At 70.7% G+C, this 13,087-nt stretch carries 12 protein-coding genes; 11 read left to right on the top strand and 1 reads right to left on the bottom strand.

The genetic code is table 11. The features are described 5' to 3' along the window. Positions 1-205 precede the first annotated feature (205 nt). Entirely contained in the window at positions 206-1,216 is a 1,011-nt protein-coding gene (locus tag ACIQR3_RS21220) for a LacI family DNA-binding transcriptional regulator (RefSeq protein WP_403541040.1), read from the bottom strand. Positions 1,217-1,320: 104 nt separating this feature from the next. Here ACIQR3_RS21220 and ACIQR3_RS21215 point away from each other — a divergent pair, with 104 nt between their 5' ends. The 11 genes from ACIQR3_RS21215 (at position 1,321) to ACIQR3_RS21165 (ending at position 12,753) form a co-directional block, all read left to right on the top strand. Then, positions 1,321-2,580, top strand: a complete 1,260-nt coding sequence (locus ACIQR3_RS21215) for an MFS transporter (protein ID WP_403541039.1) — start codon at positions 1,321-1,323, stop codon at positions 2,578-2,580. Between the two features lie 9 nt (positions 2,581-2,589). After that, positions 2,590-3,951 carry a Pup--protein ligase gene (pafA, locus tag ACIQR3_RS21210; RefSeq protein ID WP_215170754.1) on the top strand — a complete coding sequence of 454 codons (1,362 nt, stop codon included), beginning with the start codon at positions 2,590-2,592 and terminating at the stop codon, positions 3,949-3,951. 123 nt (positions 3,952-4,074) lie between these two features. Beyond that, positions 4,075-5,070 (top strand): FKBP-type peptidyl-prolyl cis-trans isomerase, encoded by a 996-nt coding sequence (locus ACIQR3_RS21205; RefSeq protein ID WP_403541037.1) that lies wholly within the window; start codon positions 4,075-4,077, stop codon positions 5,068-5,070. Positions 5,071-5,130: 60 nt separating this feature from the next. Further along, positions 5,131-5,502, top strand: a complete 372-nt coding sequence (locus ACIQR3_RS21200; RefSeq protein ID WP_189418682.1) for an FKBP-type peptidyl-prolyl cis-trans isomerase — start codon at positions 5,131-5,133, stop codon at positions 5,500-5,502. Positions 5,503-5,656: 154 nt separating this feature from the next. Next, positions 5,657-6,634 carry a helix-turn-helix transcriptional regulator gene (locus ACIQR3_RS21195; protein WP_403541035.1) on the top strand — a complete coding sequence of 326 codons (978 nt, stop codon included), beginning with the start codon at positions 5,657-5,659 and terminating at the stop codon, positions 6,632-6,634. Positions 6,635-6,652: 18 nt separating this feature from the next. Then, complete coding sequence (locus ACIQR3_RS21190; protein WP_403541032.1) at positions 6,653-7,711, top strand: helix-turn-helix transcriptional regulator; 1,059 nt, start codon at positions 6,653-6,655, stop codon at positions 7,709-7,711. Positions 7,712-7,746: 35 nt separating this feature from the next. Continuing rightward, positions 7,747-8,007: a hypothetical protein gene (locus ACIQR3_RS21185; protein WP_215170798.1), complete on the top strand. Its 261-nt coding sequence runs from the start codon at positions 7,747-7,749 to the stop codon at positions 8,005-8,007. Positions 8,008-8,040: 33 nt separating this feature from the next. Beyond that, positions 8,041-8,235 (top strand): hypothetical protein, encoded by a 195-nt coding sequence (locus ACIQR3_RS21180; RefSeq protein WP_215170763.1) that lies wholly within the window; start codon positions 8,041-8,043, stop codon positions 8,233-8,235. A 291-nt stretch (positions 8,236-8,526) separates the two neighbouring features. After that, positions 8,527-8,811, top strand: a complete 285-nt coding sequence (gene tatA / locus ACIQR3_RS21175; protein ID WP_403541029.1) for a Sec-independent protein translocase subunit TatA — start codon at positions 8,527-8,529, stop codon at positions 8,809-8,811. Positions 8,812-8,859: 48 nt separating this feature from the next. Next, complete coding sequence (tatC, locus tag ACIQR3_RS21170) at positions 8,860-9,807, top strand: twin-arginine translocase subunit TatC (protein ID WP_403541027.1); 948 nt, start codon at positions 8,860-8,862, stop codon at positions 9,805-9,807. Positions 9,808-9,900: 93 nt separating this feature from the next. Beyond that, on the top strand, positions 9,901-12,753 hold the full coding sequence (locus ACIQR3_RS21165) for a DEAD/DEAH box helicase (protein ID WP_403541024.1): 2,853 nt from the start codon (positions 9,901-9,903) through the stop codon (positions 12,751-12,753). Positions 12,754-13,087: the final 334 nt, after the last annotated feature.

Genomic DNA, 13,087 nt, shown 5'->3' with positions numbered 1-13,087 from the left:
CGTCCTCGGAACGGCGCGGAATCGGTCTTCTACGGGGCTTACCCGGGTCGACGCGCCAACCGCTGCGGGCGGACACCCCCCACCCCGTCCCCTTCCCGCCGTACGCGGGTGCGGGTACGACCCCGCGCGGTCGCAGGCGGCGCGAGTCGCGTCACCGCGGGCGGCGCAGGCCGCGTAACCGCCCACTCCGTCGGCGCCGGGCTGCTCAGCGGGGCGGTGCCGTCGAGCCTCGGACGATCAGCTGTACGGGGATGTCGCCGCCCTGGGGCGCCCGGCCCTCCAGGACGTCCAGTAGCGTCCGCATGCCTCGTTCGCCGAAGAGTTCGGCGTCCAGGCGGACCGTCGTGAGCTCGGGGTCGATCGCCGTGGCGAGGGCGAGGTCGTCCAGGCCGGTGACGGAGAGGTCCTCGGGGATGCGCAGGCCCAGGCGGCGCAGCGCCTTGTAGGCGCCGGCGGCGAGTTTGTCGTCGTCGCAGACCAGGGCGGTGGGGCGTGGACCGGGCCCCGTGAGGGCCGCCTCCGTGGCGGTCCGGGCGTCCTCGATGGAGATGGGCGCGCGGGCTGTGCGGAGTTCGGTGCCGGGGACGGTGTCCAGGCGTGCCGCCAGTTCCCGGGCCCGTACCTCGAAGGTCCAGGAGGCCACGTCCGCGGCGAGGTGCAGGAAGCGGCGGTGGCCCAGGGACAGCAGGTGGTCCGCGACCTGGCGGACGCCGTCGGCGATGTCCAGGTTGACTGTCGCCGTGCCCGTGCTGCTCTCCGGGTCGCTGTCCAGCATCACGAGTGGCAGTTGGTCGCCGCGGATGGCGGTGAGGGCGTCGGCGGCCATGGAGGAGGCGATGACGCCGTCCAGGGCCGCCTGGGCGGAGGCGAACGGGTCTCTCGCCGGGCCGATGCCCTCGGGCGAGGGGTAGAGGACGACGCCGAAACCGTGTTCGGCGGCGACGCGGGCGGCGCCCGTGTAGACGCCCGCGAAGAACTCCGTGGTCAGGGCCGGTACGACGAGGAGGACCGTGCGGGTGCGGCCGAGGCGGAGGTTGCGGGCCGCCAGGTTGGGGCGGTAGCCGAGGTCGTGGGCGGCCCGGCGTACGCGTTCGGCCGTCGTCTCCGACACGCGTCCGCGCCATTTGTCGCCCATGACCAGGGAGACCGCGGCCTGGGAGACGCCGGCGACCCGGGCGACGTCCCGGCTCGTCGGACGTGTGCTGCCTCGTGCCACCGTGGGCCCGCTCCTTCGTCTGGACTCCCGAACAGCGGTCATGGTACGTATGGGCGCGCACTAGTTATACGTAAAACGTGCGGTGGTGACGAGGGGAGTCGGTCGTGGTCGCGGGGTATCTGGAGATTCTTCGTGCGCGGTATGCCGTGCGGTTGCTGGCCGGCACGCTCGTGGGGCGGCTGCCCAACGCCACCGCGGCGATCGCCATCGTGCTGTTCGTGCGGGCCGAGGGCGGGTCCTACAGCCTGGCGGGGGCGCTCGCGGCCGTGTACGGGGTCGCCAACGCCGTGGGGCAGCCCGTGCTGGGGCGGCTCGTGGACCTGTTCGGGCAGCCGCGGGTGCAGCTTCCGGCGGCCGTTCTGTCGGGTCTGGCGATGGCCGTCTTCGCCTTCGCCGGCACCGACGTGGTTTTCGTCGCCTACCTGGCGGTGGCGGGCGCGGGGCTGTTCACGCCGCCGCTGGAGGGCGGGCTGCGGGCCCTGTGGCCCAGTGTGCTGGGCAAGGAGGAGCAGGTGCACACGGCGTACGCGATGGACGCCGTGGCGCAGGAGGTGATGTTCACCGTCGGACCGCTGCTCGTGACGGTGTGTACCTCCCTGTGGTCGGCGCAGGTCGCGCTGCTGGTGCTCAACGTGGTGGGGGTGCTCGGGGCGCTGTCGGTGGTCGTGTCGCCGCCCTCGCGCGCGTGGCGGTCGGCTCCGCGCGAGGCGCACTGGCTGGGCGCGCTGCGCTCGCCGGGGCTGCTGGCGCTGCTCGCCGCCTTCCTGTTCGTCGGGATGGCGCTCGGGTCGATCACGGTCGCGGCCGTGTCGTACGCGGACGAGCACGGCGGCGACGCGGTGTACGGCTGGCTGATGGCCGCGCTGGGGCTCGGGGCGCTGGTGGGCGGCGCCGTCTACGGGGCGCGGCAGTGGGGCGGTGATCCGGCGCGGAGACTGCGGGTGCTGGTGGCGCTGCTGGCGGTGTGTTACCTGCCGTTGATGTCGATGCCCGGCGCGGTCGGCATGGTGCTGCTCACCGTGGTGGCCGGGATCTTCCTGGCACCGGCCATCGCCTGTGCTTTCGTGCTCGTCGACCGGCACGCTCCCAGGGGTACCGTCACCGAGGCGTTCTCCTGGCTCGTGACGACGTTCACCGTGGGCGCGTCGGTCGGAACGGGGCTCGCCGGGCCGGTCGTCGAGGCCGGCGGGGCGGTGTGGGGGTTCGCCGTGCCGGGTGCCGCGGGGGCGGTCTCCCTGCTGGTGCTGACGGCGACCGGGCGGGTCCTCGCAGCTCCCGCCGGGCAGGCGGTGGTTGCGGCTTCATCGGAAAATGATCCAAACCGTGCCGTCGAACCCCGTTTCAGTTCAGGGGATCGGGCGTAATGTTCAGTCATGGACCGCCGCATTTTCGGGCTGGAGAACGAGTACGGCGTCACGTGCACGTTCAGGGGACAGCGCCGCCTGTCGCCTGACGAGGTGGCGCGGTACCTCTTCCGCCGTGTCGTGTCATGGGGCCGCAGCAGCAATGTGTTTCTGCGCAACGGCGCCCGCCTCTATCTCGATGTCGGGTCGCATCCGGAATACGCGACACCCGAATGTGACAACGTCACCGAGCTCGTCACGCATGACAAGGCGGGCGAGCGCATTCTCGAGGGTCTCCTGGTGGACGCCGAACGACGCCTGCACGAGGAGGGAATCGCGGGTGACGTCTACCTCTTCAAGAACAACACTGATTCGGCGGGCAACTCCTACGGCTGTCACGAGAACTACCTGGTGGCCCGGCACGGGGAGTTCTCCCGGCTCGCGGACATCCTCATCCCGTTCCTGGTGACGAGGCAGCTGCTGTGCGGTGCGGGCAAGGTGCTGCAGACGCCGCGCGGTGCCGTGTACTGCGTCAGCCAGCGCGCCGAGCACATCTGGGAGGGCGTCTCCTCGGCGACGACCAGGTCCCGGCCGATCATCAACACGCGCGACGAGCCGCACGCCGACGCCGAGCGCTACCGCCGGTTGCACGTCATCGTGGGCGACTCGAACATGTCGGAGACGACCATGCTGCTCAAGGTCGGCGCCACCGACCTGGTGCTGCGCATGATCGAGGCCGGCACGGTGATGCGGGACCTGACCCTGGAGAACCCCATCCGGGCGATCCGCGAGGTCAGCCACGACATCACCGGACGGCGGAAGGTGCGCCTGGCCAGCGGCCGGGAGGCGTCGGCGCTGGAGGTGCAGCGGGAGTACTACGAGAAGGCCGTGGACTTCTGCGAGCGGCGCGGCATCCGCACCGGGACCGTCGAGCGGGTGCTGGAGCTGTGGGGCCGCACGCTGGACGCGATCGAGACCGAGGACCTCGACCGCATCGACACCGAGATCGACTGGGTCATGAAGTACAAGCTCATCGAGCGGTACCGGGCCAAGCACAACATGACCATGTCGCATCCGCGGGTCGCGCAGATAGACCTCGCCTACCACGACATCCACCGCCGTCGTGGCCTGTACTACCTGCTGGAGAAGAAGGGCCAGGCCACCCGGGTCTGCAACGACTTGAAGATCTTCGAGGGCAAGTCCGTTCCCCCGCAGACGACTCGGGCCCGGCTGCGCGGCGACTTCATCCGGCGGGCCCAGGAACAGCGCCGTGATTTCACGGTCGACTGGGTCCACCTCAAGCTCAACGACCAGGCGCAGCGCACCGTGTTGTGCAAAGACCCGTTCCGTTCCGTCGACGACCGGGTGGAGAAGCTGATCGCGGGCATGTAGCGCTCCGAATACATGGTCGGAACGCCACACGGGCGCCGTACGTTTCCCGTACGGCGCCCTTCTCACGCCGTAGAGTTGCGCGCACGCCATCAACCATGATCGACCGATTACGAGGCCCTCACCGTGCGCCGACGCTCACTTCTCATCGCCGTCCCTGTTGGACTGACCACCCTCGCCGCGTGCGGCGACGACGGGGGCGAATCGAGTGACGCCGGTGAGACGCCCTCGGCGTCGGCCACGTCGGCGGCACCGGCCCCGAAGATCGTCGACGGCCCGCTGCCGGCGATCACGGCGGGTACGGAGTTCGGCGAGAAGCCGACGGTCGCCAAGGGCAGCGGCGACCCGTCCGGGCAGCTCGCGGTCAAGACGGCCGTCGCGGGCAGCGGCAAGACGGTCGCCGAGAACGACTTCGTGGTCGCGGACTATCTGGGACAGATCTGGTCCTCCGCCAAGGTGCTCGGCAATTCCTACGACACCAAGAGCCCGCTGGTCTTCCAGCTCGCCCAGGGCAGCGTCATCGACGGCTGGCGGTACGCCCTCACGGGCAAGAAGACCGGCAGCCGCGTCCTCTTCGCCGTCCCGCCGACCTGGGCCTACGGCGACCAGGGCAACGAGCAGCTCGGGGTGAAGAAGGACGACACCCTGGTGTTCGTCTTCGACCTCAAGGACAGCTACAACGCCAAGTCGTCGGCCAAGGGCGAGGAGGTCGCCCAGGACGACACCGCGCTGCCCAAGGTCGGCACCGACACCGACGGCAAGGCGCCCTCCATCGAGGTGCCCGACGCCGACGCGCCGAAGAAGCTGGTGGCGAACTACGTCATCGAGGGCGACGGCGCCGAGGTCGAGGCCGACAGCAGCGTCCTCGTGCAGTACAAGGGCGTGCTGTGGGACGGGGGCAAGGAGTTCGACTCGACGTACAAGCGGGGGCAGCTGACGTCCTTCAGCCTCCAGCAGGTCGTCAAGGGCTGGTCGCAGGGGCTGACCGGCAAGAAGGTCGGCAGCCGCGTCCTCATCGTCGTCCCGCCGAACCTGGGGTACGGCGACAGCCCCCCGGAGGGCAGCGGCATCAAGAAGGACTCGACGCTGGTCTTCTCGGTCGACATCCTCGCGAAGCTCTGACGCGGTGGGGATGAAACACTGGGACCGTTGCCTTTCCGCAGACAAGCAGGAGCTAGAGACGTGAGCATCGACAAGCCCGAGATCGACTTCCCCGGCGGCGAGCCCCCGGCGGACCTCGAGATCAAGGACATCTGGGAGGGCGACGGACCCGTTGCGCAGGCGGGCCAGACCGTCACCGTGCACTACGTGGGTGTCGCCTTCTCCACCGGCGAGGAGTTCGACGCCAGCTGGAACCGCGGCGCCCCGTTCCGCTTCCCGCTGGGCGGCGGCCGGGTCATCAAGGGCTGGGACCAGGGCGTGCAGGGCATGAAGGTCGGCGGCCGCCGCCAGCTGACCATCCCGGCCCACCTCGCCTACGGCAATCAAAGCCCGACCCCGGCGATCAAGCCCGGCGAGACGCTGATCTTCGTCGTCGACCTGCTCGGCGTCTGATCCGACCTCGTCGGCGTCCGATCGGTACGGATCCGACCGGACGCGACCGGCTCGGGGCCCATGCCCGTGCGGGCATGGGCCCTCGGCTTTTGCCAGGCCACCGCGGGGCGGTACGGTCATCGGCGTAGGCATCACAAGGAGGCGAAGGGCGTCGATGGCCATTGCCAAGGCCGAGCGGCTGATGAACCTGGCGCTGTGTCTGCTCGGCACCCGCCGGCCGCTCAGCAAGCGCGAGCTGCGCGAGTCCATCGAGGCCTATGTCGAGGCGTTCGGACCCGAACACACCACGCCGGGCTCCGACGACGCCTTCAACCGCATGTTCGAGCGGGACAAGGACGACCTGCGGGAGCTGGGGCTGGTCATCGAGACCGTCGAGAGCCTCGACGGCGAGATCGGCTACCTCGCCCGCCGCGACAGCAACCGCCTGCCGGCCATCACCCTGGACGCCGAGGAGGCCGCCGCCCTGGGCCTGGCCGCCAAGGTCTGGCAGCAGGCCCGGCTGGCCGGCGCGGCCAGCGGAGCCCTGCAGAAGCTGCGTGCCGCCGGGCTGCCCGAGGACGTCGACCCCTATGAGGCGCACAGCGCGCTGGAGCCGCGCATCCCCGTGCACGAGGCCGCGTTCGAGCCGCTGATGCTGGCTTGCCGGGACCGCCGTCCGGTCGTCTTCGACTACCGCAAGGCCACCGCCGCCCGCCCCGAGACCCGGCACGTCGAGCCGTGGGCGCTGGAGTGCTGGCGCGGCCACTGGTACCTGGCGGGGTTCGACCGGGACCGCGGTGCCGAGCGGGTCTTCCGGCTGTCCCGGATCACCGGCAAGGTCCGCTCGCGCGGGGCGCGTTTCACCGCTCCCGTGCCGGACGTCGTCACCGTCCGCGAGACCGTGGCGAGCTGGGCGGGGGAGACCGCCGACCGCTCCGCGCTCATCCGGCTGCGTTCGGACGCCGGATACCCCCTTCGGGCGAAGGCCACGGCGGTCCGGGAACTCGGTGACGGCTGGGATGAGTTGGAGATTCCGTACGGGCACGGCCTGGACGCCTGGCTGGCGGAGTTCGGACCGGACGTGGTGGTGCTGGAGCCGGCCGAGCTGCGGGCCGACGTGGTGGACCGGCTGCGCGCCGTCGCCAAGGGCTGAGGGGGAGCGGACAACACAGTGGCAGGCAAACCGGTCAGGCCCGTCAACGCCATCGACCAGACCCGGCGGATGCTGTCGTTGGTGACGTATCTGCGCGAGCGCCCCGGCGCCCGGATCGAGGACGTGGCGCGCGCCTTCGGCATCACCGAGGACGAGCTGGTCTCCGACCTCGACGTGCTCCCCATGTGCGGCACCAGCTTCCGCGGCGGCGATCTGCTCGACATCGACACCGACGGCGAGCGCATCTGGTGGCACAACCCGGCCGCGCTCGGCGCGGACGCCGCCGAGCCGCTGCGCCTGGCCGCCGACGAGGCCACCGCCCTGCTGGTCGCCGCCCGCGCGGTGGCGACCCTGCCCGGCCTGCGCGAGAGCGACCGGCAGGCGCTGCTGCGGGCCACCGCCAAGGTGGAGGCCGCGGCCGGCGAGGCGGCCGGCGCCAGCTCCCGGCTGTCGGTCACCTTCGAGTCCGAGGGCGGCGTCTTCGCCGACGTCGACCGGGCCATCTCCGAGCGCCGCCGCCTGTGGATCCGGTACTACTCGCCGGCCCGCGACGAGGTGACCGAGCGCGAGATCGACCCGATCCGCCTGGTCAGCGTCGGGCACACCTACGTAGAGGCGTGGTGCCGCCGCTCCGAGGCGCGGCGCACCTTCCGGCTGGACCGGGTCGCCGAGATCAAGATCCTGGACGAGCCGTCCGCGCCGCCCGAGATCGAGCCGCGGGACCTGTCCCAGGCGCTGGTGCAGCCGGCCGCCGAGGACCCCGAGGTCGTGGTGGAGGTCGGCCCGGGCGGACGCTGGGTCGCCGAGTACTACCCGCACGACAGCGCGGAGGAACTCCCGGACGGTGGCCTGCGCATCACGCTGCGTACCCCCGATCCGGCGTCGCTCAGACGCCTGGCGCTGCGCCTCGGGCGGGACGGCCGGATTGTCGCCCCGAGCGAGCTGGCCGACAGCGCCCGGCAGGCGGCGCGCGACGCGCTGGCGGCGTACGACGGGACCGGGACGGCCGACGCGTACGGGCCGTCCGCCGCGCGGGCGGCGGAAGCGGTGCACCACGGGCAGGAGCGAGGACGTTGAGCGAGAGCGAATCGGCGGGGTCCGGCGCGGTGGGCATGACGGTGGCGTCCGCGTTCGCCGGGATGAGAAGTGTGGCGCCGGTGGTGTTCCGGGCGGGCTGTCCGGACTGCCGGGGCCGCTTCGAGCTGACCGCGAGCGCCCTGCGCCTGGCCATCGGTGCCAGCAGCCGTACCACCTTCTACTCGTTCACCTGCCCGGACTGCGGGGTCACCGTCCGCAAGCCGGCGGGGGAGCGGATCGTGGAGCTGCTCACCGGCGGCGGGGTGCGGACCCTGCGCCTGCACTCCACCGTTTAGGACCAGGTGGCGGGACGGTCTAGGCTCGACGGCATGTTCTGGCCGATGTTCGCGGTTGCCATGGGGTTTCTGGGTCTCGCCGTCCTCGGGGTGCTCGCCGTACGGGTGTTCGTGGAGGCGCAGCGGCTGGGCCGGCAGGTGGCCGAGTCGGCCCGCCGGATCGGTGCGGCGGCGGAGGATCTGGAGCACGCCGCGGAGCGCGCGGGCCGTTCCGCGCAGGCGCTGTGAGGGGTACGGAAGGCGTCTGCCGGTGTTCGTGAAACACCTGTGAGTGACACAGCGGTCTCCTGTGACTTGCGTTCTGGGCTGCTTCGCCCTGTCGTCCGGCTGACGGGGGCAGGTACGCTGCTGGTCGCGGTCCGGAAAACGAGGCCCGGCCGCGGACGGGAGTACGCACAGGGATTGCCTCGCGTTTACCCCTGAGCGTTACGATCGCTGCACAACACGGCCGTTCAGACGCATGTCCGACCGGTCGGACAGCACCCCCACCCAGCCGCCTCGGTGAGAAGGTAAAGACTTATGTTCGGAAGGCTCGGCGCCCCCGAGATCATTCTCATCCTCGTCGTCATCATCCTGCTGTTCGGCGCGAAGAAGCTTCCCGACATGGCGCGTTCGCTCGGCAAGTCCGCGCGCATCCTCAAGAGCGAGGCCAAGGCGATGAAGGACGACAACAAGTCCGCCGCCCCCGCCGACCCGCCCACCACCGGTGAGCAGTCCGCGTCGCAGCGCACCATCCAGGCCGCCCCGGGCGACGTGACCAGTTCCCGCCCGGTCGCCGAGCCGACGGACACGACCAAGCGCTGACGCGGGGCCGGTGACCTCCGGCCCGCCCGCACGAGATGGGAACGTGGGTTGCTGAAGTCTGCCCGCAAACAGGAGAGGGATCCCGAGGGGCGGATGCCCCTCGCGGAGCACCTGCGTGAGCTCCGCAACCGGCTCGCGAAGGCACTGCTGGCGATCGTCGCCGTCACCGTCGTCGCCGCCTTCTTCTACAACGACATCATCAATCTCCTCACCCGGCCGATCCTCGATTCGGTCGGCTGCGACCAGTCGTTCGAGCAGCTGGCGAAGTCGACGTCGGACAAGCCGTGCGCGCAGATCACCATCAACGGTCTGCTCACCCCCTTCACCCTGGCGCTGAAGGTGTCGCTGATGGCCGGCGTCGTGCTGGCCTCCCCGGTCTGGCTGTACCAGCTGTGGGCCTTCGTCGCTCCCGGGCTGCACCGGCACGAGAAGAAGTACGCCTACGCCTTCGTCGGCACCGGTGCCCCGCTCTTCCTCGGCGGCGCCTACTTCGCGTACAACGTCCTCCCCACCACGGCGGAGGTGCTGCTCGACTTCACCCCGAGCAGCACGACCAACCTGCTGCCGCTGGACGACCTGCTCGACCTCGTCCTGCGCATGGTGCTCGTCTTCGGCCTCTCCTTCGAGCTGCCGCTGCTCCTGGTCTTCCTCAATCTGACGGGCGCGCTCACCGGTAAGCGCATGCTCGGCTGGTGGCGCGCGATGATCATGGGCATCACCCTCTTCGCGGCCCTCGCCACACCGAGCACCGACCCGCTGACCATGCTCATGCTGGCCGGGCCGATCTGGGTGCTGTACTTCGCGGCCGTCGTCTTCTCGCTGCTGAACGACCGCCGCCGTCGCAGGCGCGACGCGCTGGGACCCGCCGACGACGAGGCCTCCGACCTCGACCTCACCCCCGAGGACATCGGCGAGATCGAGCCCGTGACGACCAGCCCCGCCCTGCCCGAGCAGTCCCGCACGGACCGGGTCAACGGGTACGACGACGTGACGTGAGCCAGGGACCGCGCCGCGCCCGGACCGGGCGCGGCCACCCTGGCGGGGCCGTGAACCGGTAGGGCCCCGGTCCGCCGGACTCCGATCCGGATAATGATCGTCCTGTTGTCGGTGCGGCCCGGTACGCTCGAAAGCACGATGACAGAGGACCTCTCACCGGCCGAGCGGTACGCGGCGGCCCGTAGGCGCGCCGTCGAGCAGGCCACGGCGCTCGCCTCCTTCCGCGAGATGTACGACTTCGGCCTCGACCCCTTCCAGATAGAGGCCTGCCAGGCGCTGGAGGCGGGCAAGGGCGTACTGGTGGCCGCGCCCACCGGCTCGGGCAAGACGATCGTCGGCGAGTTCGCCGTCCACCTCGCCCTGGAACAGGGCAGGAAGTGCTTCTACACGACACCCATCAAGGCGCTGTCGAACCAGAAGTACGCCGATCTGTGCCGCCGCTACGGCACGGACCAGGTGGGCCTGCTCACCGGCGACAACAGCGTGAACTCGGGAGCCCCGGTGGTCGTGATGACCACCGAGGTGCTGCGGAACATGCTGTACGCGGGCTCCCAGACCCTCACCGGCCTCGGCTACGTGGTCATGGACGAGGTGCACTACCTCTCCGACCGCTTCCGCGGCGCCGTCTGGGAGGAAGTGATCATCCACCTCCCCGAATCGGTGACGCTCGTCTCACTGTCGGCGACGGTGTCCAACGCCGAGGAGTTCGGCGACTGGCTCGACACCGTCCGCGGCTCCACCGAGGTGATCGTCTCCGAGCACCGGCCCGTGCCGCTGTTCCAGCACGTGCTGGCCGGACGCCGGATGTACGACCTGTTCGAGGAGGCCGAGGGCCACAAGCGGGCCGTCAACCCGGACCTGACGCGCATGGCGCGCATGGAGGCCAGCAGGCCGTCCTACCAGGACCGCAGGCGCGGCCGGCACATGCGCGAGGCGGACCGGGAGCGGGAGCGCAGACAGCGTTCCCGGATCTGGACACCGGGCCGGCCGGAGGTCATCGAGCGGCTGGACAGCGAGGGGCTGCTGCCCGCGATCACCTTCATCTTCAGCCGCGCCGGCTGCGAGTCCGCCGTCCAGCAGTGCCTGTACGCCGGACTGCGGCTCAACGACGAGGAGGCGCGGGAGCAGGTGCGCGCCCTGGTCGAGGAGCGCACCGCCTCCATCCCCGCCGAGGACCTGCACGTCCTGGGGTACTACGAGTGGCTGGAGGGCCTGGAGCGCGGTATCGCCGCCCACCACGCGGGCATGCTGCCGACCTTCAAGGAGGTCGTGGAGGAACTGTTCGTACGCGGGCTGGTCAAGGCCGTCTTCGCCACCGAGACCCTCGCCCTCGGGATCAACATGCCCGCCCGCTCGGTGGTGCTGGAGAAGCTCGTCAAGTGGAACGGCGAACAGCACGCCGACATCACCCCCGGTGAGTTCACCCAGCTCACCGGCCGGGCAGGCCGGCGCGGCATCGACGTCGAGGGCCACGCCGTGGTGCTGTGGCAGCGCGGCATGAACCCGGAGCACCTCGCGGGGCTGGCGGGCACCCGCACGTACCCGCTGCGCTCCAGCTTCAAGCCGTCGTACAACATGGCGGTCAACCTGGTCGAGCAGTTCGGCCGGCACCGCTCGCGGGAGCTGCTGGAGACCTCCTTCGCCCAGTTCCAGGCCGACAAGTCGGTCGTCGGCATCTCCCGTCAGGTGCAGCGCAACGAGGAGGGGCTGGAGGGCTACAAGGCCTCCATGACCTGCCACCTCGGCGACTTCGAGGAGTACGCGCGGCTGCGCCGCGAGCTGAAGGACCGGGAGACCGAGCTGGCCCGGCAGGGCGTGGCGCAGCGGCGTGCCGAGGCCGCGGTCGCGCTGGAGAAGCTCAAGCCCGGTGACGTCATCCACGTACCCACCGGGAAGTACGCCGGCCTGGCCCTGGTGCTGGACCCCGGGCTGCCCGCCGGGCGGTCCAACGGGCACCGCGGCTTCGAGCACCACGACGGGCCGCGCCCGCTGGTGCTGACCGCCGAGCGGCAGGTCAAGCGGCTGGCGTCGATGGACTTCCCGGTGCCCGTGGAAGCGCTGGAGCGGATGCGGATCCCCAAGTCGTTCAACCCGCGCTCGCCCCAGTCCCGCCGGGACCTGGCGTCCGCGCTGCGTACCAAGGCGGGGCACATCCCGCCGGAGCGGGCCCGCAAGAAGCGGTCCCAGGCGGCCGACGACCGGGAGATCGCCCGGCTGCGCAAGGCGATCCGCGCCCACCCCTGCCACGGCTGCGACGACCGCGAGGACCACGCCCGCTGGGCGGAGCGCTACCACCGGCTGCGGCGCGACACCTCGCAGCTGGAGCACCGGATCGAGGGGCGTACCAACACCATCGCCCGCACCTTCGACCGGATCGTCGCGCTGCTGACCGAGCTGGACTACCTGCGCGGCGACGAGGTCACCGAGCACGGCAAGCGGCTCGCGCGGCTCTACGGAGAGCTGGACCTGCTGGCCAGTGAGTGCCTGCGGGAAGGCGTCTGGGAGGGCCTCGGACCGGCCGAGCTGGCCGCCTGTGTCTCCGCCCTGGTGTTCGAGTCCCGGGCCGCCGACGACGCGATGGCACCCAAGGTGCCCTCGGGGAAGGCGAAGGCCGCGCTCGGCGAGACGGTCCGCATCTGGGGCCGGCTCGACGCCCTGGAGGAGGAGTTCCGGATCAGCCAGACCGAGGGGGTCGGCCAGCGCGAGCCGGATCTCGGCTTCGCCTGGGCGGCGTACATGTGGGCGTCCGGCAAGGGGCTCGACGAGGTGCTGCGCGAGGCGGAGATGCCGGCCGGCGACTTCGTGCGCTGGTGCAAGCAGGTCATCGACGTCCTCGGCCAGATCGCCGCCGCCGCGCCCGCCGACGGTTCCACCGTGCCGAAGAACGCGCGCCGGGCGGTCGAGGGACTGCTGCGCGGAGTGGTCGCCTACTCGTCGGTGGGGTAGGCGCCCGCGGTACGGACCCTCTGGGCGCCCGAGCGTTTCGCTCGGGCGCCTTCGTCATCTTCCGACCCATCGGTTCACTCGTTACGGTGAGTGACAATCGCACGCCCGTGCGTCGATACTTTACGTGTTCGAACGGCTCCGTAGTGTGCAAATGGAACCGAGGCTACTCCTACCTCGGTGCCCGTTTCAGGTGCTTGCCGAATGTGACACGGCGTTGATCCGCTCGGACTAAGCTCGCCCGCAGCGCGCCGAGTTGAGGTGTATTAGCGCGTTTGTTCCAAAAATGTCGAAGTAACCGACCACTCCATGACATACCCCCCTGCACGTTTCCCCA

This window comes from Streptomyces sp. NPDC090994, assembly GCF_044768905.1.
Lineage (GTDB): Bacteria > Actinomycetota > Actinomycetes > Streptomycetales > Streptomycetaceae > Streptomyces.
Note: the sequence above shows the minus strand (reverse complement) of the source record. Positions and strands in the feature narration are given on the sequence as shown.

Bases quoted from the DNA above. Each gene is read 5' to 3' on its own strand.
- tatA (WP_403541029.1), top strand. From the start codon at position 8,527: ATGTTCGGAAGGCTCGGCGCCCCCGAGATCATTCTCATCCTCGTCGTC.
- ACIQR3_RS21180 (WP_215170763.1), top strand. From the start codon at position 8,041: ATGTTCTGGCCGATGTTCGCGGTTGCCATGGGGTTTCTGGGTCTCGCC.
- ACIQR3_RS21185 (WP_215170798.1), top strand. From the start codon at position 7,747: ATGACGGTGGCGTCCGCGTTCGCCGGGATGAGAAGTGTGGCGCCGGTG.
- ACIQR3_RS21195 (WP_403541035.1), top strand. From the start codon at position 5,657: ATGGCCATTGCCAAGGCCGAGCGGCTGATGAACCTGGCGCTGTGTCTG.
- pafA (WP_215170754.1), top strand. From the start codon at position 2,590: ATGGACCGCCGCATTTTCGGGCTGGAGAACGAGTACGGCGTCACGTGC.
- ACIQR3_RS21165 (WP_403541024.1), top strand. From the start codon at position 9,901: ATGATCGTCCTGTTGTCGGTGCGGCCCGGTACGCTCGAAAGCACGATG.